Annotated in this window: 22 protein-coding genes and 1 tRNA gene; 9 read left to right on the forward strand and 14 right to left on the reverse strand. The window is 63.4% G+C overall.

Going from position 1 to position 19,524, the window contains the following annotated elements; all coding sequences use genetic code 11:
• Nucleotides 1-23 precede the first annotated feature (23 nt).
• On the forward strand, nucleotides 24-1,475 hold the full coding sequence (locus BLR34_RS13130; RefSeq protein WP_092703783.1) for an aldehyde dehydrogenase family protein: 1,452 nt from the start codon (nucleotides 24-26) through the stop codon (nucleotides 1,473-1,475).
• A gap of 132 nt (nucleotides 1,476-1,607) precedes the next feature.
• On the opposite strand, the gene BLR34_RS13135 is transcribed toward BLR34_RS13130, so the two are convergent.
• The 3 genes from BLR34_RS13135 to BLR34_RS13140 all read right to left on the reverse strand — a co-directional run bounded on the left by BLR34_RS13135 (nucleotide 1,608) and on the right by BLR34_RS13140 (nucleotide 2,761).
• Nucleotides 1,608-2,009 (reverse strand): DUF4864 domain-containing protein, encoded by a 402-nt coding sequence (locus BLR34_RS13135; RefSeq protein ID WP_092703785.1) that lies wholly within the window; start codon nucleotides 2,007-2,009, stop codon nucleotides 1,608-1,610.
• A 290-nt stretch (nucleotides 2,010-2,299) separates the two neighbouring features.
• Nucleotides 2,300-2,434, reverse strand: coding sequence for a hypothetical protein (locus BLR34_RS17515; protein ID WP_281240906.1), 135 nt, complete (start codon nucleotides 2,432-2,434; stop codon nucleotides 2,300-2,302).
• A 126-nt stretch (nucleotides 2,435-2,560) separates the two neighbouring features.
• Nucleotides 2,561-2,761 (reverse strand): hypothetical protein, encoded by a 201-nt coding sequence (locus BLR34_RS13140; RefSeq protein WP_092703787.1) that lies wholly within the window; start codon nucleotides 2,759-2,761, stop codon nucleotides 2,561-2,563.
• 110 nt (nucleotides 2,762-2,871) lie between these two features.
• Between BLR34_RS13140 and BLR34_RS13145 the strand changes: the two genes are divergently transcribed.
• Nucleotides 2,872-3,399, forward strand: coding sequence for a TlpA family protein disulfide reductase (locus BLR34_RS13145; protein ID WP_092703789.1), 528 nt, complete (start codon nucleotides 2,872-2,874; stop codon nucleotides 3,397-3,399).
• The gene (locus BLR34_RS13150; protein ID WP_092703791.1) at nucleotides 3,399-4,076 is read left to right on the forward strand and encodes a cytochrome c biogenesis CcdA family protein; all 678 of its coding nucleotides are present in this window, start codon (nucleotides 3,399-3,401) and stop codon (nucleotides 4,074-4,076) included. The genes BLR34_RS13145 and BLR34_RS13150 overlap by 1 nt, the downstream gene beginning before the upstream one ends.
• Here the strand turns inward: BLR34_RS13150 and BLR34_RS13155 are convergent.
• The 6 genes from BLR34_RS13155 to BLR34_RS13180 all read right to left on the reverse strand — a co-directional run bounded on the left by BLR34_RS13155 (nucleotide 4,073) and on the right by BLR34_RS13180 (nucleotide 11,808).
• Nucleotides 4,073-4,840, reverse strand: coding sequence for a class I SAM-dependent methyltransferase (locus tag BLR34_RS13155; RefSeq protein ID WP_092703793.1), 768 nt, complete (start codon nucleotides 4,838-4,840; stop codon nucleotides 4,073-4,075). The genes BLR34_RS13150 and BLR34_RS13155 overlap by 4 nt on opposite strands.
• Nucleotides 4,841-4,903: 63 nt before the next feature.
• Nucleotides 4,904-5,962, reverse strand: a complete 1,059-nt coding sequence (locus BLR34_RS13160) for an ABC transporter ATP-binding protein (protein ID WP_092703795.1) — start codon at nucleotides 5,960-5,962, stop codon at nucleotides 4,904-4,906.
• The gene (locus BLR34_RS13165; protein WP_092703797.1) at nucleotides 5,943-7,778 is read right to left on the reverse strand and encodes an ABC transporter permease; all 1,836 of its coding nucleotides are present in this window, start codon (nucleotides 7,776-7,778) and stop codon (nucleotides 5,943-5,945) included. The genes BLR34_RS13160 and BLR34_RS13165 overlap by 20 nt, the downstream gene beginning before the upstream one ends.
• A gap of 14 nt (nucleotides 7,779-7,792) precedes the next feature.
• Nucleotides 7,793-8,983 (reverse strand): thiamine ABC transporter substrate-binding protein, encoded by a 1,191-nt coding sequence (locus BLR34_RS13170; RefSeq protein ID WP_092703799.1) that lies wholly within the window; start codon nucleotides 8,981-8,983, stop codon nucleotides 7,793-7,795.
• Nucleotides 8,984-9,093: 110 nt separating this feature from the next.
• Nucleotides 9,094-9,876: an N-acyl homoserine lactonase family protein gene (locus BLR34_RS13175; RefSeq protein ID WP_092703801.1), complete on the reverse strand. Its 783-nt coding sequence runs from the start codon at nucleotides 9,874-9,876 to the stop codon at nucleotides 9,094-9,096.
• A gap of 42 nt (nucleotides 9,877-9,918) precedes the next feature.
• On the reverse strand, nucleotides 9,919-11,808 hold the full coding sequence (locus BLR34_RS13180; protein ID WP_092703803.1) for a GLUG motif-containing protein: 1,890 nt from the start codon (nucleotides 11,806-11,808) through the stop codon (nucleotides 9,919-9,921).
• Nucleotides 11,809-11,914: 106 nt separating this feature from the next.
• Here BLR34_RS13180 and BLR34_RS13185 point away from each other — a divergent pair, with 106 nt between their 5' ends.
• Nucleotides 11,915-12,229, forward strand: a complete 315-nt coding sequence (locus BLR34_RS13185; protein WP_092703805.1) for a twin-arginine translocase TatA/TatE family subunit — start codon at nucleotides 11,915-11,917, stop codon at nucleotides 12,227-12,229.
• A gap of 1 nt (nucleotide 12,230) precedes the next feature.
• Here BLR34_RS13185 and BLR34_RS13190 read toward each other — a convergent pair whose 3' ends face one another.
• From BLR34_RS13190 to aroE, 5 genes are all read right to left on the reverse strand, one after another.
• Nucleotides 12,231-13,091, reverse strand: coding sequence for an aminotransferase class IV (locus BLR34_RS13190; RefSeq protein ID WP_092703807.1), 861 nt, complete (start codon nucleotides 13,089-13,091; stop codon nucleotides 12,231-12,233).
• Between the two features lie 3 nt (nucleotides 13,092-13,094).
• A complete protein-coding gene (locus BLR34_RS13195) occupies nucleotides 13,095-13,739 on the reverse strand; it encodes an anthranilate synthase component II (RefSeq protein WP_092703809.1) in 645 nt (214 codons plus the stop codon).
• The gene (gene pabB / locus BLR34_RS13200) at nucleotides 13,739-15,217 is read right to left on the reverse strand and encodes an aminodeoxychorismate synthase, component I (protein WP_092703811.1); all 1,479 of its coding nucleotides are present in this window, start codon (nucleotides 15,215-15,217) and stop codon (nucleotides 13,739-13,741) included. The genes BLR34_RS13195 and pabB overlap by 1 nt, the downstream gene beginning before the upstream one ends.
• Before the next feature lie 39 nt (nucleotides 15,218-15,256).
• Entirely contained in the window at nucleotides 15,257-15,634 is a 378-nt protein-coding gene (locus tag BLR34_RS13205) for a helix-hairpin-helix domain-containing protein (RefSeq protein WP_092703813.1), read from the reverse strand.
• 86 nt (nucleotides 15,635-15,720) lie between these two features.
• Nucleotides 15,721-16,551 (reverse strand): shikimate dehydrogenase, encoded by an 831-nt coding sequence (gene aroE, locus BLR34_RS13210; protein WP_092703815.1) that lies wholly within the window; start codon nucleotides 16,549-16,551, stop codon nucleotides 15,721-15,723.
• Nucleotides 16,552-16,624: 73 nt separating this feature from the next.
• Here aroE and BLR34_RS13215 point away from each other — a divergent pair, with 73 nt between their 5' ends.
• The 5 genes from BLR34_RS13215 (at nucleotide 16,625) to BLR34_RS13235 (ending at nucleotide 19,489) form a co-directional block, all read left to right on the forward strand.
• On the forward strand, nucleotides 16,625-17,128 hold the full coding sequence (locus tag BLR34_RS13215; RefSeq protein WP_176765325.1) for a metallophosphoesterase: 504 nt from the start codon (nucleotides 16,625-16,627) through the stop codon (nucleotides 17,126-17,128).
• A 183-nt stretch (nucleotides 17,129-17,311) separates the two neighbouring features.
• The gene (locus tag BLR34_RS13220; RefSeq protein ID WP_092703898.1) at nucleotides 17,312-17,659 is read left to right on the forward strand and encodes a hypothetical protein; all 348 of its coding nucleotides are present in this window, start codon (nucleotides 17,312-17,314) and stop codon (nucleotides 17,657-17,659) included.
• A 71-nt stretch (nucleotides 17,660-17,730) separates the two neighbouring features.
• Nucleotides 17,731-17,803: transfer RNA gene (locus BLR34_RS13225), tRNA-Pro, on the forward strand.
• 295 nt (nucleotides 17,804-18,098) lie between these two features.
• Entirely contained in the window at nucleotides 18,099-18,974 is an 876-nt protein-coding gene (locus tag BLR34_RS13230; RefSeq protein ID WP_245683222.1) for a sulfurtransferase, read from the forward strand.
• Nucleotides 18,974-19,489, forward strand: a complete 516-nt coding sequence (locus BLR34_RS13235; protein ID WP_092703819.1) for a hypothetical protein — start codon at nucleotides 18,974-18,976, stop codon at nucleotides 19,487-19,489. Before BLR34_RS13230 ends, BLR34_RS13235 begins: the two co-directional genes overlap by 1 nt.
• The last annotated feature ends 35 nt before the right edge of the window (nucleotides 19,490-19,524 follow it).

Consider the following 19,524-nt stretch of genomic DNA (forward strand, 5'->3'; position numbering starts at 1 on the left):
CTGGGCCACGTGGTTTCGGGTGCATGAGCTACGAAGGTCCGACCAGCCTGTACATCGATGGCGAGTGGACGAACGCTGCGGGCGGCGAGGAACTGGAGTCTGTCGACCCGGCGACAGAAGACGTCTACGCGACGGTCGCGGCGGCGACGGCCGAGGACGTCGAAACGGCCGTCGAAGCGGCCCGCGAGGCCGTCGAGACGGGAAGCGAGTGGCGGACGATGGCTCCGTCAGAGCGTGCGTCCATGCTGCACGACTTCGCTGACGCACTCGAGTCCTGGCGCGAGGAGATTACACTTGCCGAAGCACGCGACAACGGCAAGACCCAGTTCGAGGCCAAACTCGAACACGGGATGGTTATCGACACACTCCGATACTACGCCGGCTGGGCAGACAAGGTAGAGGGAAGCCAGATTCCCGTCGAAGGCAACCGCATCGACTACACGCTGCGCGAGCCCGTCGGCGTCACGGGCCACATCGTTCCCTGGAACTACCCCTTCCAACTCGCGGGTCGGTCGATTGCGCCCGCGCTGGCCTGTGGCAACAGCCTCGTCGTGAAACCGTCCAGTCAGACGCCGCTGTCTGCGCTGTACTACGCGAAAGCCGCCGAAGAGGCGGGCCTGCCCGACGGCGTCATCAACGTCCTCCCCGGGCGGGGCAGCGTTGCCGGCAGTGCGCTCGCGGAACACGACGACGTCGACCACCTCACCTTCACCGGCAGCACCGAAATCGGGACCGAAATCGGGGCCACGGCCGGCGAGCAGGTCACGAACGTCACCCTCGAACTCGGCGGGAAAGGCCCACAGGTCGTGTTCCCAGACGCCGACCTCGGCGCGGCCGCCCAGGGTGTCCGCTATGGCATCTTCATGAACTGCGGCCAGATGTGCTGGGCTGGCTCGCGGCTGGTCGTCCACGAGGACGTTCACGACGACCTCGTCGAGATGGTCGTCGACCAGGCCGAATCCATCCCGCTCGGTGACGGAATCACCGACAACGCCCAGATGGGACCGATGGTCAGCGAGTCCCAGCGCGAGGAGGTCCTCGACTACATCGAGACGGGCAAATCGGAGGGTGCGACCGTCGCCACCGGCGGCGGCGTCCCCGAGGGCAAAGACGAGGGCTACTTCGTCGAGCCGACGGTGTTCACCGACGTGACAAACGACATGACCATCGCCCGCGAGGAGATTTTCGGCCCGGTCCTATCGGTTATCGAGGTCAGCGACGAGGAGGAGGCCCTCGAAGTCGCCAACGACTCGCCGTTCGGCCTGATGTCCTGTGTCTGGACGAACGACCTCTCGCGCGCTCACGAGTTCGCGCGTGACCTCGAATACGGCATGGTCAACGTCAACGAGACGCCCAACACGTTCCCACAGACTCCCTTCGGTGGCGTCAAAGAGAGCGGCACCGGCCGCGAGCAGGGTAAGTACGCCATCGAGGAGTACACCCGCGTCAAGAACGTCAACATCAACCTCGGCTAACTCGACAGCAGTATCCGACTGCTCGGTATCGCCCTGTCCCATGTCTGACGACGTGGCCGACTCTCGTACGAGCTTCGTGCTGACTGGCGTCTGAGAGGACACCTCCACGGTAACTCGACACAGCGCCCGTTCTCAGTCGAGAACGCTGTCGGTGAGCCAGCACCCATCGAGCGGTTCCCTGTCACAGACAGAGAGCGCGAACTGGTAGCTGACTGTCCGGCCCGCAGAGCCAGTAAGTGCCACCCGTTGTTTGGCCTGCTCGCCGGACCGCTCGACCGGGTCGGTTTCCGCCTCGACGTGGTCAATCATCGGCGCGTACCGCGGTCCCTCGACCATTCTGACGAACCGGTCGAGTGGGCCGGTCACACGACGGTTGGCTGGCGATGCAAAATTGTATGCGGTCTTGATACCGGCGTTCTCGACCGGGTCGTCGTTGTCAGCAAGCGCCTCGAGCTGTATCTCCACGACTGTCTCCGGCCCGTGCCTTGGGTCGGGTGTCGGGAGGTCAGAGACGGGATAATCTGAGTGTGTCATCGTAGAACCCGCGTTGGATTCTAGTATACTGGCTGGAGCCTCTTCAACCGCCTGTCCGTGTCTGAGACGACAGTATCCACACTCTGTACGTTCACACAACTGTAGACAGTCCCTCACGGTGATTGCTATCTCAGACTTCCCGACAGGTTGTAGTCACTCTGCGTGGCACAATCAGCCACCGGCGCTGGACTCCGGACAAGCGTCGACGGCGGTCAGGCACTCGAACAGCCAACGTAGCGACTACGGGCGGTCAAAAAATAGGAATGCTGGCGACAACCGCGCGCTCGCGGTTACTCGTCGTCCTCGTCGCCGCCGTCGGTAACGAGTTCTGCGTCGGCACTCGATTCCTTGTTGAGGAACTCGGGCTCGTACTCCGTCTCTGTCTCGTCGCTATCGTCGGCGCGGTATGAGTGTCCGTGACACATGGTTCACCATAGCATACGACTGTATACATTTCAAAGCTTCGCCCGTCGGGGTAGAACTGTTCAGACCCGCGATTTCACTCTCTGCGTGTTCATAGAGTGGACAGCTTCGCCCCGGCCCGGTACCGATTACATGTACACGTCGTAGAGCCACTTCACGCCGAAATAACAGAACCACGTCATGTAGATGGTCAAGATAATCAGCCAGACAGTGAACTTGACCATCGGGTCCGGATAGACGACGTACGCGAACACGAGGAGAAGGGCAGTTGCAAGCAGTGCCAGCCCGTCCAGACGGTCGACGGACGGCATTTCCATCGACGTGTGCATACATCTGGTTGTCGTTGCGGCAGTATCAATGGCGCGGTCCGCGGTTGCACGAAGCGGAACCGAACGAAGCAGATTTAACAACACGCAGGCAAACTCACAAACGATACAGTATGCGTCGTCGTGAAGCACTCGCCGGACTGGGCGCGCTCGGAGTGTTCGGCGGCGGTGCAGCCGTCGCTTTCGGTGGACTCGATTTCGCGGGCGGTGACGGCGGAGTCGAGCCGGTCGAACTCCCCCGGTTTGAGGCACCAGGGAGCACTGCCGGCACAGAGGTCGTCCCCGAATCGGACCGGGTGACGTTCGTGACGATGTTTGCAACGTGGTGTCGGACCTGTCGCCGCGAGATGGACTCGCTCAACGACGCCGCGGCCGCCGTCCCTGCGGACGTTCAATTCGTCTCGGTGACTAACGAACCGATCGGCGAGACGATTCAGCCCGCCGATGTCGTCGACTGGTGGCGCGAACACGACGGCAACTGGCCGGTCGCCCACGACGAGGACCTCGAACTGACGAAGGCACTTGACGCCTCGGGTGTCCCCTACTCGGCGGTCATCGACGCCGACAATCAACTCACCTGGGCCGATGGTGGCTACAAGGAGACAGCGACTATTCTGCGCCGTATCGACGAGGCACGGTAATGTCACTCACAGCAGAAGCCGGTTTTGCCTTCGGGGTTGGTATGACGGCGTTTTTCTCACCGTGTGTCGTCGCACTCCTGCCCGGCTACATCGGCTACTACGTGGCGACTGTCGACGGAGAGCGAGCGCCACTCGCGGGTGCACTTGCCCGCGGTGGCGCGGCGAGTCTGGGTGCTGTGCTCGCCTTTGCGGTGCTGTCGGTCGTTGCCCTCGCTGCCGGTGAACTGCTGGAGCGTGCGATTCCGTTGCTCGAAGTGCTCGTTGGCGTCTCTCTGGTCGTGTTCGGTGTGTTCGTCCTCAGAAAAGGGGCGCTCTCGTTTACCGTCCCGCTCCCGGAGCGACGCGCCAGCGTCCTCGGATTCGCGCTCTTTGGCGTGATGTACGCACTCGCTGCGACGGCGTGTGTACTCCCGCTCTTTCTGTCGGTCACCGTCCTTTCTTTCGAGTTCTCTGTCGGCGGGACCGCGGTCGTGTTGGGTGCCTACGCCGCCGGGTTCGCCGTGCTCATGCTCGCGGCGACGGTGATGACGGCGGTCGGTCGCCAGGCGCTGCTCGATACGGCTCTCGCACGGGCCGGCACGCTGACGAAAGTCGCCGGTGTCGTGCTGATTCTCGCTGGAGTCGCCCAACTCGCAATCGCTTACAGCGTCGAACCGGCCGAGACGATTCCGTTCTAGGGCCGGGCGACGACGACCAGCCGGTTCGACTCCCGCGTCAGGGGTGCCCCGTCCAGTCCGCCGTAGAGAGCCACCTCGGAGAAGCCGACGCGTTCGAGCAGACAACGCAACTCCGCGGGGGCGTACAACCGCAGGTCCCACTCCACCTCCCCGAGATGCTCGTAGTCGTCGCCGTCTTGCTCGAAGAGGCCGAACGTCGTCTCCATCCGCCCAGTCGAAGGCGTGTACTCGTTTCGCTCGACGTAGAGCGTTCCGTCGTCGAGGCCGGCGTGGGAGTCGCGGTAGTTGCCGAGGGTGTACTCCTTGTTCGAGAGCTCCATCACGAGCGCGCCGTCGTCGGCGACCCGCTCGCGAAAGCCGGCCGCGACTGCCTCGTTGGTTGCCTCGTCGAAGTAGCCAAAGGCCGTCCACATGTTCGTCACGAGACCGTACTCGCCGTCTCTTGCCCCGAGTTCGCGCATGTCGCCGACCTCGACGGTCACCGCGTCGGCCACCCCAGCCTCGCCGGCCCGCTCTCTGGCGGACTCGACGTAGGCCGGCGAGATATCGAGGCCGCGGACGGTGAGCCCGCGCTTGCCGAACTCGACGGTGTGTCTGCCGATGCCACAGGCCACATCGAGAACGGAGTCGGGGGAGACACCGTGGTCGTCGAGCAGGTCGAGTAACTGGTCGACTTCTTCGTCGGTGCCTTCGACACGACCCTGCATCGTCCGCTCGAACACGTCGGCGTGTTCGACGAACATCTCTTCTGTCCAGTGTGTCATGGTCGTTGTAACGAATGACTGACACTTGAGCGTTGCTCCGGTATGTCACTCTGTCGCATCCGCTCACTCGACGGTGACGATGTGTGCGTCTTCGGGCTCGAAGCAGAGGGGAACAGTTCCCGAGAGGGCGGCGTCGGTCCGGGCGAGCAGTTCCTGGCCGTGCCAGTCGAGGTGAAGCCGCGTCGTCCAGCCGAGGAACTCGGCGCTCTCGACGTCTGTCACGAGCTGATTCGTCCCGCCGTCGCGGCTGAACTGTTCGGGCCGGACACAGGCGACTGCAGTATCGCCACGCGCGGCGTCACACGCAGATTGAACAACGACCGTCGTCGGCCCCAGGTCGATACTGATGCGTTCGCCGTCGCGGCCCGTGACCGTGCCCGAGAAGACGTTGTTGTCGCCGACGAATTCGGCGACAAAGCGCGTCGCCGGTCGGTCGTACACGGCCCGGGGTGTACCGACCTGTTCGGCCGCGCCGTCGTGCATGACTGCCATTCGGTCGGAGATTGCGAGTGCCTCCTCTTGGTCGTGGGTCACGTAGACCGTCGTGATGTCGAGTTCCTGCTGGAGCGTTTTCAACTCGACGCGCAGCCGCTCCCGGAGCCGAGCGTCGAGTGCGCTCATCGGTTCGTCGAGCAAGAGCAGGTCCGGGCCCGGTGCGAGTGCGCGCGCGATGGCGACACGCTGGCGTTGTCCACCCGACAGTGCTGTCGGGTCGCGCTCCTCGAACCCATCGAGTCCGACCAACTCTAGTAGCTCCGCAACACGCTCTTCACGGCTCATGCCGCCCGGCGGCTCCTCGAAGTTGAGGCCGTAACCGACGTTCTCGCCGACGGTCATGTGGGGAAACAGCGCGTAGCTCTGGAAGACGACGCCGATGTCTCGGGCCTCCGGCGGCACGCCGGTCACGTCGCGCCCGCGGAGGCGAATCGAGCCCTCGGTCGGGTCTTCGAACCCCCCCAGCAGGCGCAGCGTCGTCGTCTTCCCACAGCCCGACGGCCCGACCAGCGTGAAGAACTCGCCTTCCGAGACGGTAAACGAGAGGTCGTCGACGGCGGTCGTCGTCTCGTAGCGTTTGGTGAGTCCCTCCAGCGAGACCACGGGCTCAGAGGCCACGGTGGTCACCTCCGAGCCGGTCGATGACGACGAAACTGACGCTGGTGACGACGAGCAAGACGACGCCCATAGCGGTCGCCGGTCCGAGCCGACGACCGATGAACCGTTCGATTGCGACCGGCATCGTGAACTGGTCGGTCCCGGTCGCGAGGATGACCGTCGAGGAGAACTCGCCGATAGAGAGTGCAAAGGCAAAGGCCGCGCCGGCGACGACACCCGGCCACACCAGCGGCAACTCGATGTCGAGCAACGCGCGAGTCCGGGAGGCTCCCAGCGCCCGCGCGGACTCGACGAGCTGGTCGTCGAGGTTCTCTAAGCCTGGCGCGACGGTGCGGACGACGAAGGGGTAGCCCGCGACGGCGTGGGCGGCGACGATGGCGAGTGCACCGCCGACAGCGACGCGTGTGTCGCCGAGTTCGACGCCGAAGACCAGCCCGCGGAGCAGCCCCAGACCGACGACGATACCCGACACCGAGAGAGGGGCCATCGCCAGCGTGTCGACCAGCTTGCGACCGCGGTACTCTCTGGTCGTCAAGACGGCGATGACGACTCCAATCGGGAGCGCGACCGCAAGCGAGGCCACACCGAACAGTAACGAGTTCCGGATAGCGGGCCAGGGCTGGACCTGAAAGGCTGCCCCCTCTGCCTGTCGTTCGAGGAGAAACTGGTAGTGTGAGAGCGTGAACCCGCCTGCGTCGGTCACACTTGCGAGAACCATGTTCGCCAGCGGGAGCACGAAGACGACGACAGCGACCAGCCCATAACAGACGATGCCGACGCGCACTAAGAGCGCCCGGACCGACAGCGACGGCGGTCGAAGCGGCTTCCGGGGAAGCGGGCGCGCACCGCGAGACTGCATCGACTGGCGAGCCTCGTACCGGAGATAGCCGTACAGCACCGACAGCGAGATGGCGAGTTCGATGAGCGCCAGTCCCGCGGCCTCGGCGTAATCGAAATCCTGGATAAGCCGGTAGACGAAGTACTCGACGGTGACGTACTCTATCCCACCGAGCGCGAGAACGATGGGAAAGGTTCCGAAGGTGAACACGAACGTGAGCGTCGCCCCCATCAACACTGCGGGATACAGCTGTGGGGCAACGACATCACGGAACGCCCGGAACGGGCTCGCGCCGAGACTCCGGGCGGTCTCGACAGAGCTGGCGTCGACAGACTCCCAGGCCGCCGTCGTCATCCGCGCCACCAGCGGCGCGTTGTAGAAGGCGTGTGCGATGATGATTGCTTCGAGGCTGTACAGCAAGTCAAACGTCGGGAGTCCCACCGCTTCGAGCGCGGAGTTGAGCGGCCCGTTCTGGCCGAACGTGGCGACGAAGCCGACGGCGACCATAATCGAGGGCAGAATAAACGGCAGGATGGTCAGCGACCGAATCGTCCGCCGGCCCGGAAACTCGTAGCGCGCGAGGATGTATGCGGCCGGGACGCCGAGTGCGACACTCGCGAGCGTCGAGAGGAGGGCCTGGTAGGCAGTGAAGCCGACGATGCCAAGCCGGCGGTCAGCCGAGAGCAGGTCGCCGGCGACGGCAACTGGCGATTCCCCACTGAACAGACGGGCGACTTCGCCGAAATAAAACGGGTCGCGCAGAATATCGACGAAAATATCGAGCGTCGCCCGCCCGTCGACGAGAACGGCCTCGACCAGAACCGTCGCCACCGGGTAGTAGAAGACGACCACCAACAGCACGAACGAGGCGAGAGCGACGAAGGTGAGCCCGACCCGGTCGACCACGCCACGGAGCAAACGCCGGGCCGGGCCGAGATACTCCCGACCCGGCGAGTCGCCGTCGCGGTGCTCCTGGCGGGACCCCATCGCAGACGCCTCCCTCAGTTGCTGATGAACTGCCGCTCCCAGTCTTCGACCCAGCCCTCCATCGAGCCTTTGAGCTCGTTGTAGCTGAACGTGACCGGTTCGGGGGGCTCCTTTGCGAGCTCGTTGTAGTCCTCAGAGAGGGTCGCTGTCTCCGTTGCCGGGAACGAGACGTTCTGCTCGGCGATGATGCCCTGTAGCTCCGGGCCGAGGACGAAGTTCATGAACTCTCGGGCCAGTTCCGGCTCGTCTGCGTTCTGGAAGACGGCCATCCCTTCGGGGTTCGCATACGCCTGGTCGTTGAGGAAGCGAATCTGGTGCTCTGCGAGGTCTGCGCCGTCGGCCTCGGCGAACACCTGGTCGGTCGAGTACGAGACGACCATCGGTGCTTCGCCTTCCTGCCAGGCGCTGTATGCGTCGCTCCACGAGCCGAGAATCTGGACGCCGTTGTCCTGGAGGTCTGCCCAGAAGTCAAGGTAGCCGTCTTCGCCGAAGTAGTGGACGGTGTGGAACAGGAACGCCCGGCCGGTTGTCGCCGTGCCAGGGTTCTGTGCGATGAGGGCGCCCTCGTACTCGTCGTCGAGGAGCCCTTCGAACGTCTCGGGGGCTTCGATTTCGGTGCTGTCGTAGACCGGGCTGATATAGCCGGTGTCGAACGGCAGGGCGCGGCCGTCGGGGTCGAACTGGAGCCCCTCGCGGATGTCGCCGACGCGTCCAACATCACCGGCCTCTGCGAACAGTCCGTCGTCGAGTTCGCTGTCGATGCGGACGAGTTCGTCGGTATTCAGCCCGAGATACATATCGGCATCGAGGTCGACTCCCTGGCGCTGTCGCTCGATGTAGTAGTTGATTTCCTGGTCTGGGGCGGCCCATTCCAACGTCGCATCGAACTCGGACTCGAACTCTTCTTTGACACGCGCGCCGGGACTGACCGACGGTGCGTCCAGAAACGAGCCGTACGTTCCGACTGTCAGTGTCGCTTGCTCGCCGTCGGTCGTCCCTCCGTCGTTGGATTCGCCCGACCCGTCGTCGGTCGGGGTCTCCGTGTTGGCTGGCGTCTCTGTGTCGGTCGGGGTCTCTGTATCTGCCGGTGTCTCTGTGTCGGCTGGCGTGTCGTCGCCGTCTTCTCCGTCGTCGCCGCCGAGACACCCTGCAACCGCCGTGACAGCGCCCGTTCCGAGCGCAGCCAGTACTTTTCGTCGTCTCATTACCGAGTGATAACTTCTAGTGGTACAAAAGGCGTGTGATACGTGGTTTCCGAGCGGTCGGTCTGGCCGCCCAGCGTCGTGTATTCACAGCAGTACAACGAATACGGCAGTCATAGTGTGCCCTGCAGCGACTCGAACTGGTCGGGGTCGTGGCCGTAGATAACTGTCGCGTCACTGCGGCGCTCGCGGTCTTCGAGCTTGCGCCGACTCGCTTCCCAGGCTTGGGAGTCGTAGACGAGGCTCGTTCCCATCTCTCTGCCTTCCTCGTAGTTGGGCGCGAGGAAGGCCTCGTCACCGGCGATGAGAACATCGCCATCCTCGCGGTGGATGTGTGCGCCCAGTAGTCCCGGTGTGTGTCCGGGGAGGTGAAGCAACTCGATGCCGGGGAGGAGCTGCCGGTCGTCGTGGACGACCCGCCAGTTGAGGTCACAATCGAAGTCGGCAGTCAGGTAGGCGTCGCCGCCCACAGCGGTGTTGGCGCTGAGGTAGGCGTGTTCGAGTTCGCGCCGGTGGACGTAGACCGGCACATCTGTCCCGTCGAAGTGATACAGCCCGCCGGCGTGGTCGAGGTGGAGGTGTGACTGGACGACGATATCGATATCGTCGACGCCGTAGCCGACAGCAGCGAGTGCGGACTCCAGGTCGTGTTCGTCGGCGTCCTCGTGGGCGGATGCCTCGAACAGCGGGGCAGGCCAGACGGACTCGGCGTCCGGGTTCGAACCGGTGTCCCAGAGAATCGTCGCCTCGGGATGGTCGATGAGCAGGTTCCAGACGGCGTAGTCGTCGTAGATCAACTCCGGTGATTGCTGGCTTTTGACCGCCGCGACTTCGGCATCGAGCGCGAAATTCAGGTCTGCGCGGATGGTCCCTCTGTCGAGCAGATGGAGCTCCATACACGGTGATTACGACGCGAGCAAAGTAGCACTATCGGTGTCTTACTCGTCTGTGTCGGGACCGAACCGCCGCGCCAGCACCGCGAGGCCGGTGCCGATGCCGACCAGTGCGCTTCCGACGCCGAATCCGGGGCCGTCGCCGTCTGCCTCGTCTGGCGTGGTGCCGTCAGTTTCCTTCGGCGTGTCGGTGCCGCCCGGCAGGGCGTTCTGGACTTCGATAGTTCCCTCGACGGCATCGTTGCGTGTCTGGACCCGGAAACTGTAGGTGCCGACCGGAAGCTCCGAAGCCTGCAACTCCGACAGCGTGACCGTGGCCGACTCGCCGGCATCGAGTTCCTGTTCGATGCTTGCGAACGCCTCACCGTCCACGACCATCGTGACTGTCTGCCTGCCGCCGTACTCTCCCGTGTTCTCGATACCGAGTTCGACCGAGAAGGTCTCGTCCTGTCTGACGGTTATCGTCGTCGTCGGCCCATCCGTAATTTCGAACGTCGACGGGGCTTGTGCGCGGGGGACCGGCGCTTCGTCCGAGACTGCCCGCCACTGCTTTTCGAAGTCGAACGCGGACAGCCGAGAGGGGGCGTCCGTCCCGACGAACTGGTCGGCGCCGAGCCCGGACAGCGTCTCTTCGTCGACTGAAACCGTTCCGTTCCCCGCGTTGACGAGACCAACCGGCTGGCGGTCTGTCGCGCCTGTCTCCCAGTAGCCACGGCGGAGTTTAGCTGTATCGCCCTCTCCGAAAAACTCCCAGCCGAGCAACCCGACGAGTGCCCCGACAGCGGATTCGCCGTCTACCGAGCCGAGGGTGTACACCTGCGTGACAACAGAGCCTGCCGAACCCCAGCCGACCACGCCGCCGACGTTGGTCGTTCCGGTCACGTCTCCGTGGACCGAGCAGGCGCGTATCCTGTCGTAACACGTGCCGGCGAGTCCGCCGACGTTCTCGGTACCGTCGACGGCTCCTTGGGCGGTGACGCCTAGCAATTGCCCCCAGCTCTCGCCGACAAAGCCACCCACCATCTGCTCGCCCGAGACATCCCCGGTGGCCGTACTCCCGGAGATTCTCCCCGAGTGGTCGCCGACGAAACCGCCGACGCGCTCGGTGCCGGTGACTGCTGTCGTCGCGTCGATACGCCCCAGGTTGCTGGTACCAGAGACAGTCCCGAATGCGCCGCCGACGTCGACCGTGCCCTCGACGCTCCCGTCGACGGTAGACCCGCCGACGTTGCCGTTGTTCTTGCCGACGAGTCCACCGACCCGCTCTTGGCCACGCACCTCGACGGTCGCGTCACACTCCGCTATCGCACCCCGGTTCGTCCCCAGGATGCCACCGACGTTTGTCCCGCCCGAGACGGAGCCACTCACCGTCACGCCCCGGAGACCACCACTGCTCGATGCGGCCAGAATACCTGCCACGTCGCCTGACACCGTCGCGTCGCTGATTGTGAGGTCGACGACTGCCCCCTGATTTGCGAGCAGAAGGCCTGCACCCGGTTCGTCCGGCCGCTCGACGGTTAGCCCGGTTATCTCGTGGCCGTTTCCGGCGAGTTCACCGGTAAACGCCCGAGTGGATTGCTGCGTGTCGTCCTGGTCTGTTTGCTGTGGTGCCAGAATCGGGTCGAAACCCGCGCCGTCGTTCCAGTCGGCGGTCGCCGTGGCGTCGATATCGTTTCCGAGTTCGTACCGTGCGCTCGTCTCGCCGCTCATCGCCTGTAGCTCGACCACGTCGGTGACGACGTAGGGATTCTCTTTCGAGCCATCACCGTCCATCTCGGCTATGATATCCTCGTACTCGTCCTCGTCGGGTGCCTCTCTGGCCTGTTGCCCTGCCGTCGTGCCAGCGCCTGCCGACAGGAGGGCCGCGCCGGCGACGCCTGCACCGGTCGCCTGGACGAACTGTCGACGACCGAGCTCGTATCTCTCGCCGCTCATACTTGTTGTCTCACCTGTGGTATGGCTCCGCCTATCTGTCTTGTGTCTTCCGCCGACGTGAGATTGTGGCAAAACACATACAACTGTTGGCGTCGAACCCCCAGATATGCAAGACATCGCGTTCGTTCCGCTGTTTATCGGGCCAGTCGAACTGATGCTGGTCGGGGCAGTTGTTCTCGTCTTGCTGTTTGGCTCGCGTGCCACGGACATCGCCCGAGAAGCCGGCTCCGCCGCCGGAAAGGTCCGCTCGACCAGAGCCAAAGCCGAGAGCGAAATCGACGACGTTCGCTCCGAGTTCGAGCCCGTCAAAGAGGAAGTCGAGACTGTCGAAGAAGACCTCGAATCGGTCGAGGAAGACATCGACGCAGCTGGTGACGACCTCTCGCTGACCGGGAGTTCGGACGACTCGAACGACGCGTAGCTCAGTACAGCTCCTCGACGCGTTCGTCGAACAGTTCCTGAAGCCGCCGAGTGACGGGACCGACCGGAACGGACTGGCCGTCGAGGACAGTGACCGGACGAATCTCCCACGTCGAGTTCGTCACAAACACCTCGTCGGCGGTCGCGACCGTCGCAGGCTCGTATCGTCCGGTCTCGACCGAGATTCCCGCGTCTCTGGCAAGCTCCAGGACAACGCCTCGGGTAACTCCCGGCAACAGCGGAAGCTCTGTCGTCGGCGTACACAGCGCGCCGTCACGGACAAAACAGACGTTGCTCGTCGCTCCCTCGGTCACGTACCCGCTGGTCGAACACAGCAGTGACTCGTCTGCCTCGTCGAGTTCGAGTCGGGCGAGAATGCCGTTCAGGTAGTTGTGTGTCTTCGCGTCGGCCGGAAGCGCGCTGTCGGGAATCTTCCGGGTGTCGACGGTCTCGACTGTCGCCGGACCGTCCCAGACGCGTGTCCCCTCACGCCCGCCGCGAGGGAGTTCCGCGACGGTGACCACGACGGTCGGGTCGACCTGACTCTCGGGACTAAGCTTGCCGGGCTGGACGCCGCGCGTGACAGCGAGACGAACGTATGCGTCGGTCAGGTCATTGGCAGCGAGCGTGTCCGTGACACGGCCGTGAAGCTCTGTCGCTGCCGGGAGGGCATCGGCGAACCCGAGTGTCTCACAGGTCCGGCCCAGTCTGTCGGCATGTGCCTCCCACTCGAACAGGCCTCCGCCGTAGGCACGGAGCGTCTCGAAGGCAGCGTCGCCGTACATGAATCCGCGGTCCCGGACGTTCACCGTCGCCTCCTCGGCCGGGACGAGTTCGCCGTCGACGTGGTAGTACTCGCTCATCGCTTACTCATCTCCCTCTGCTCTTTGCTCACGGCGTCGGCTGTCTGGAGCCTGCCCATCGTCTGTCACGTACGTGTCGATGAAGTTCTCGACCAGTCGGAGGCCGACATCTGTCAGGATGCTCTCGGGGTGAAACTGAACGCCCACGTGAGGGCGGCTCCGATGGCGAACGCCCATAAGGACCTGCTCTTCGTCGGTCGTGTGGGCGGTTTCGACGAGTGGGTGCGGGAGGTCGCGCCGGTCGACAGCCAGCGAGTGATAGCGACCGACCTCGAACTCTGCGGGCAGGCCATCGAAGATGCCCTCGCCGTCGTGAGAGACAACCGAGGATTTCCCGTGGACGACCGAGTCGGCGTGGCCGACCGCCGAGCCGTTCGCGCCACACAGCGCCTGGTGGCCCAGACAGACGCCCAGTGTCGGATACTGGCGCTGTCGAAACAACGGCAGAGAGACTCCCGCATCGGCAGGCGTTCCCGGGCCGGGTGAGACGACGACACCGTCCGGGTCAAGGTCGTCAACGCCCTCGACAGAGAGGCCGTCGTTACGGCGGACGACGACCTCACCCCCGTAGCTGGTCGTGACCTCGCCGACGTACTGGACGAGGTTGTAGACAAACGAGTCGTAGTTGTCGATGACGAGTATCTTCATCAGTGTTCTGTGACAGTCATACTGCCCTGCTCGCCGAGCGCGCGGTCGATTGCGTTCACCAGCGCGCGGCCTTTGTCGAGCGTTTCGTTGTACTCCTGTGCTGGCACCGAATCGTGGACGATACCGGCCCCCACACGCAGGAAATACTCCTCTTTGTAACGGGTGAGCGTCCGGATGATGATATTCAGGGTCGCACGCTCGTCGAACCCGAAGAGACCGATAGCGCCGGTGTACGGGCCGCGCCGACTCGCCTCCAGCTCGTCGATAATCTCCATCGTTCGGGGTTTCGGTGCCCCGGTAATCGTCCCGCCGGGAAAGACAGCGCCGATGGCATCTGCGAGTGAACACGTCGGCCGGAGCCGTCCTTCGACGAGCGAGACGAGATGCATCACCTCGGAGTAGCGGTCGACGCGACGGTATTCGGTCACGTCGACGCTCCCGTACGCACAGACTTTCCCGAGGTCGTTTCGCTCTAGGTCGACCAACATCGCGTGTTCGGCGCGCTCTTTCTCGTCGCCGAGTAACTCGGCTTCGAGCGCCTCGTCTTCCTTTTCGGTCTCGCCACGCGGTCGCGTCCCGGCAATCGGCTCGGTCACCAGCCTGTCGCCCTCGCGTTTGAGCAACAGTTCGGGGCTAGCACTCACGAGGTCGACCCCCGGAAACTCGAGGAGACCCGAGTACGGTGCGGGATTTACCTCGCGGAGCGCATCGAACGCCGCTACTGGGTGGACTGCTGCCGGTGCCCGCAACCGCTGGGAGATGTTCGTCTGGAAGGTGTCGCCGTCCCGGATATATTCCCTGACACGCCGGACGCGTTCGGCGAAGGCGTCCCGGCTACAGTCGCTTTCGAACTCGACTGTGGCCGTGTCGATTGCCGGAGAGTCGACGGTCGGGTCGCCATCCAGTACCTCGCGTGCGAGTGCGAGCGCCTGCTGGCGGCCGCGCTCGTATGCCTCTCGGCACACCGCCTCGTCTGCAGGGTCCTCGACACGAGGACAGGAGGTGATTCGGAGCGTGACGGCCTCGCCGCGTGGCTCTTCCCAGGCCGCAAGCGTCTCGTAGGTCGCGACCTGCAACCGGGGCAACGCCCGGTCTCTGGCTGCGCTCGTCGGCAGTGCTTCGAGTTCTCTCGCGATATCGTACGAAAGCCAGCCGATTGCGCCACAGGGATACGGGACATCACACTCCCCCCGGACGAGTGTCTCCTCGGCCAGCAACGCTTCGAGCGTGTCGAGGGAGTCGGACTCACCGGGGTCGACAGACTGGACGGCGACGGGGTCGACGCCGAAATAGCCCCAGCCTGTCTGTCCGCCGGTGGTAGCGAGGTACGCACCGGCGCTCTCTGTCCGTGCACGACGGTAAGCGTCGAAGGGGTCCGAGACGGTGACGCGGGCCTCGACCGGGATGCGCGCCCCTGCCGGGGCGTCGCTGGCGACAGAGCAAAACGCCGGCTTCTCTGTCCGGACCGTCGGTTCCATACGACTACATAGAAAAGCGGGGGTAACGGTCTTGCGGTCCTACCTGTTTTTTGCGCGTTTCACCCATTCGCTTGCCCGACCCTCTGACGTTTCTGCCGCCTCAGCGACTGTTTTGGCGTCGCTGTCGGCCAGCGCCGCTACCGTCCCGAGTCCATTCGCTTCGAGCCGGTCGCTGTAGGTCGGTCCAATCCCTTTGATACTCTCGACAGGTTCGCTGTCGACCGGGGCTTCGTCTTCGTCGCCTCCGTCGTCTTCGACTGTCGTCGTCTGTTCCTCACTGGTCGTCTCGGCCGGTTCAGGCTCACGCTCGATAGTCACGTCCGTCTCCTCGGGCGCGGACGGGCCCGCGCTGGACCCTGACCCGTCCGAGAGCCCGACGAACTGTTTTATCTTCTGTATCAGGCTCTTTGCGCTCATACGAACGCATAGGGTCGGCGGTTACTTAATTGTACGCAGACTGTAATGCGGTTCGCTCACTGTCACCGTGTGCGCCTGTCCCGGTGTCATTGTCCGCCGTCGGACAGCCTGTCACGGAGCGCATCGTTCATCACCCCCACCGGGGCCTCGGCTCCGGTCCAGAACTCGAACGCTTCGACGCCCTGATACAGGAGCATCCACGCCCCATCGACCGTCGTCGCACCCGCCTCGGCGGCGTCGGTGAGCAGCCGCGTCGACAGCGGCGAGTACACCGCATCTAGCACAGCGAGTTCGGAATGCATGGCGTCGGTCGGTACCGGTGACACGTCTTCGTCCATGCCGACGCTCGTCGCGTTGACGAGGATATCGGCATCCGAAAGCAGACCAGGGACCGCATCCAGTGACGTTGCGCGCGCACTGGCCGCCTCCGCAGTCTCGTTCAGGTCGGCTACCACGTCGTTGGCACGCTCGACAGTCCGGTTTGCGACGGTGACTGTTGTGCCCTCGGCGGCGAGACCGAACGCTATCGCACGGCCTGCACCGCCAGCACCGACGACAACAGCCTCTCCGTCGACTTCGATGCCGTGGTGTGTGAGTGCTCGAACCGCTCCGCTCGCGTCGGTGTTGTGGCCGGTTGGCGGCGTCGTCGAGAGGTCGACCGTATTGACTGCGCCGATTTGTGCGGCACGCGGTGTCGGCTCGACGGCTGCCAGCACGTCCTGTTTGAACGGAATTGTGACGTTCAGTCCACGGATATCGAGCGTCTGTGCACTCTCGATTGCCTCACCGGCGGCGTCGGCCGACGGCTCGAACGTCACGTAGCGAGCGTCCATTTCGCGTTCCTCGTATGCCGCCTCGTGCATCGGCGGTGACAGCGAGTGCTCGACAGGATTACCGATGAGTCCGTACACGTCCATATCCGCTCCTCGAACGCCACCGGGATACGTGCTGTGCATAGCGCTTTTGCGGGCAGGGACGCTGAGGACACGTATGCTAGTCGTGCTTTCAGATACCCACAGTCAGGGGGAGATGCGGCTGACAGAGACGGTTGCCGATGCGATCGACTCAGCTACAGTTGTTGTACACGCCGGCGACTTTACCACGGCCGAAACGTTACGTAACTTCGAGCGACGCGCGGAAAAATTGGTCGCAGTGTCTGGAAACAGTGACAGTAGAACTGTCACGGAGCGACTGCCGACGACCCGAACGTTCGGGTTCGGCGGCCGACAGTTCGTTGTGACACACGGACACCGCCACGACCGCACCTCTCTCTCGCTACTGGCACGACAAGAGGGAGCGGACGTAGCGATTGTGGGGCATACACACAGGGCGGAAATCGACCACGTCGGGGAAACCGTGGTCGTGAATGGGGGCAGTCACGCCGACCCGCGTGGAGGCGAACCGACGTTCGCCGTGATAGAGCAGACAGGGGCCAACTTGCGGGTAACAATCCAGACGGCAGAGGGACACACACGGGAGCGCGAACTCTTGTGAGTCCCGCACGGGAAGGTGACAGCTTGGGGCATGACTTGGGGGTCTGGAGTGAGGGCCGAAGCGGGTCAGCGCATTTTCTGCTATGGCCGGGATAATAAAATAGCCGCCGGAGGCTCAAAGAGCGATTTTACTTATGCTGCGGTGACCGACGGCATTTTGCCGTTCGACGTAGAACCTCTACACGTGACAGCAGTCGACGAGTGGGAGCAACAGCTTGCCAAGGCCGGAGACCTCTCTCCAGACCTGGTTGACCGTATCGTTGGGCTCCACGGCGACCGCGCCCAGCGCGCTATCCAGGCGGTCAGCGAGAACCGCGTCAAGTCCTATCGGGATTTCATCGTCGTCGTCGGTCACGAGGACGAGTACGTTGTCGAGGACGATGCCTGTAGCTGCAAGGACGCCGAGTACAACCTCGACTCGACCGACCCTGAACAGCTCTGTTGGCACGCCATTGCCGTCCGTATCGCCCGTGCGCTCGACGAAACCGACGAACACGATATGTGGTACTCGGACGTTCGTGATTTTTTGTGAGTGTGGGGTCTCCTCTCACAGACGGCGCGCAACGAAACGCTTACAACCGACACTCCAGCACGTGTATATGCGGGACCGTGGGGTAGCTTGGTATCCTCCGGGCCTTGGGTGCCCGCAACCCTGGTTCAAATCCGGGCGGTCCCACTTCTGACGTACTGAGACGGAGTACAGACTACATCGTATATCTGACACAACCACTCGGTACCTGTCCAGTGAAATGTCGGTACGTACAACGGCCTGAATTCAGAGGGAGTGAACAACTCGGCCTATCAATCACCACCCCTCCTAAGAGTCTCTCGCCCTGACCGGGAGTTTCCTGTGCACCACGGCTCATACGTGACTGCTACAAGCTTCCTGACAGGATAAGTACTGATAACACAGTTTTCACTTTGTGGGAAGTGCTGACAGGTATTTGTGTTACACTGAGTTACTTTCACCTGTGACCTCCCATCTCGACAGTGACGCCATACGGTCAGCCGAATGGGTTCGTGAGCATCTGGACCAGTTCCAGACCGACGAGCCGGACTATCGACTGGTCGAAGTCGATATGGACCCGGGTGTTTACGACGATTGGCATATCCCTGGGGCAGTCCAGATTAACTGGGAAGAAGATATCATCGACGGGCTCGGTGGCAACGTCGTCGACCAGAGTGAGGCCGAGTCACTGTTTGGCGAGCTGGGGATTACACGGGACACCACAGTCGTCGTCTACGGCGACCAGGCAAACTGGTTTGCCGGCCACGCGTACTGGGTGCTTAGGTACTACCAGCACGAGAACGTCCAGTTGCTCGACGGCGGTCGGCGTTCCTGGCGGCTCGAAGGCTACGAGCAGACACAAGATGAGCCCGAGTACCCGTCCTGTGAGTACACTATCGACGGGACCAACGAGGACATCCGCGGGTACAAACACGACATCAGAGAGAGCCTCGACGAGGGCAGGCCGATTATTGACGTTCGAAACCCACAGGAGTACCGCGGTGAAAAACCCCCGGCGGAGATTCCGAACACCACTGACCGGGAGGGCCACATCCCGACCGCAGCGAACGTCCCGTGGGGGAAAGCGGTCAACGCAGATGGCACATTCAAACCCGAGTCGGAACTCCGGGACATCTACGGGGAGTACATCGACCCAGACAGCTCGACGGTCGCATACTGCCGTATCGGGGAGCGCTCGTCTATCACGTGGTTCGTCCTCTCGGAGCTTCTCGGTGCCGACGCGGTCAACTACGACGGGTCGTGGACGGAGTGGGCTGCCGACGAAACAGCACCGGTCGAGGACGCTCCCGAGCCTGCGGTCACGGAGGGTGACTTCTAATGACACTCACAGCAAACGAGCCGAGTGGTACTGTCCGCGGAGAACTGGTTCAGGTCTGCATCGACGGCGTGATGTCCGTCTACCAGAGTCGGATGCGCAACATGCTAAACGAGGAGGGTATCGAAAAGCCGGACCCGGAGCCCGACGAGTGGTACCCGCTCGCGGACTTCCTGCACGTGCTGACGACCGTCGAGCGGAACACCGGCGAGAGCGCACTGGCGAAAATTGGCGAGTCGACGCCGCGGTTTCTCGACTGGACAGCAACTATCGACTCGCCACACGAAGGGCTGAGCCACCTCCCAGAGATGTACGATGCCGAGCATCGCCAGGCCGCTGGCGAGTACACGTACGAGAAAGTCGACGAGAGCCGGGCGATGGTCACTTCGACGACACCGTACCCGGCACAATGGGAGAAGGGCTTTCTCGAAGGGACAGCCCAACACTTCGGAGCCGAATACGCTCACGCGAACGTCGACGATGACGGCACCGAAACGACCTTTGACGTTCGGTGGTAGGCGTTGATATCATCTTCTAGTTATCGGAAACTCAG

This window comes from Halovenus aranensis (genome assembly GCF_900100385.1).
Classification (GTDB): domain Archaea; phylum Halobacteriota; class Halobacteria; order Halobacteriales; family Haloarculaceae; genus Halovenus; species Halovenus aranensis.

What these genes read in the sequence shown, in the direction of transcription:
- BLR34_RS13130 (WP_092703783.1), top strand. Translation starts at nt 24, where the DNA reads ATGAGCTACGAAGGTCCGACCAGCCTGTACATCGATGGCGAGTGGACG.
- BLR34_RS13135 (WP_092703785.1), bottom strand. Translation starts at nt 2,009, where the DNA reads ATGACACACTCAGATTATCCCGTCTCTGACCTCCCGACACCCGACCCA.
- BLR34_RS17515 (WP_281240906.1), bottom strand. Translation starts at nt 2,434, where the DNA reads ATGTGTCACGGACACTCATACCGCGCCGACGATAGCGACGAGACAGAG.
- BLR34_RS13140 (WP_092703787.1), bottom strand. Translation starts at nt 2,761, where the DNA reads ATGCACACGTCGATGGAAATGCCGTCCGTCGACCGTCTGGACGGGCTG.
- BLR34_RS13145 (WP_092703789.1), top strand. Translation starts at nt 2,872, where the DNA reads ATGCGTCGTCGTGAAGCACTCGCCGGACTGGGCGCGCTCGGAGTGTTC.
- BLR34_RS13150 (WP_092703791.1), top strand. Translation starts at nt 3,399, where the DNA reads ATGTCACTCACAGCAGAAGCCGGTTTTGCCTTCGGGGTTGGTATGACG.
- BLR34_RS13155 (WP_092703793.1), bottom strand. Translation starts at nt 4,840, where the DNA reads ATGACACACTGGACAGAAGAGATGTTCGTCGAACACGCCGACGTGTTC.
- BLR34_RS13165 (WP_092703797.1), bottom strand. Translation starts at nt 7,778, where the DNA reads ATGGGGTCCCGCCAGGAGCACCGCGACGGCGACTCGCCGGGTCGGGAG.
- BLR34_RS13170 (WP_092703799.1), bottom strand. Translation starts at nt 8,983, where the DNA reads ATGAGACGACGAAAAGTACTGGCTGCGCTCGGAACGGGCGCTGTCACG.
- BLR34_RS13175 (WP_092703801.1), bottom strand. Translation starts at nt 9,876, where the DNA reads ATGGAGCTCCATCTGCTCGACAGAGGGACCATCCGCGCAGACCTGAAT.
- BLR34_RS13180 (WP_092703803.1), bottom strand. Translation starts at nt 11,808, where the DNA reads ATGAGCGGCGAGAGATACGAGCTCGGTCGTCGACAGTTCGTCCAGGCG.
- BLR34_RS13185 (WP_092703805.1), top strand. Translation starts at nt 11,915, where the DNA reads ATGCAAGACATCGCGTTCGTTCCGCTGTTTATCGGGCCAGTCGAACTG.
- BLR34_RS13190 (WP_092703807.1), bottom strand. Translation starts at nt 13,091, where the DNA reads ATGAGCGAGTACTACCACGTCGACGGCGAACTCGTCCCGGCCGAGGAG.
- BLR34_RS13195 (WP_092703809.1), bottom strand. Translation starts at nt 13,739, where the DNA reads ATGAAGATACTCGTCATCGACAACTACGACTCGTTTGTCTACAACCTC.
- pabB (WP_092703811.1), bottom strand. Translation starts at nt 15,217, where the DNA reads ATGGAACCGACGGTCCGGACAGAGAAGCCGGCGTTTTGCTCTGTCGCC.
- BLR34_RS13205 (WP_092703813.1), bottom strand. Translation starts at nt 15,634, where the DNA reads ATGAGCGCAAAGAGCCTGATACAGAAGATAAAACAGTTCGTCGGGCTC.
- aroE (WP_092703815.1), bottom strand. Translation starts at nt 16,551, where the DNA reads ATGGACGTGTACGGACTCATCGGTAATCCTGTCGAGCACTCGCTGTCA.
- BLR34_RS13215 (WP_176765325.1), top strand. Translation starts at nt 16,625, where the DNA reads ATGCTAGTCGTGCTTTCAGATACCCACAGTCAGGGGGAGATGCGGCTG.
- BLR34_RS13235 (WP_092703819.1), top strand. Translation starts at nt 18,974, where the DNA reads ATGACACTCACAGCAAACGAGCCGAGTGGTACTGTCCGCGGAGAACTG.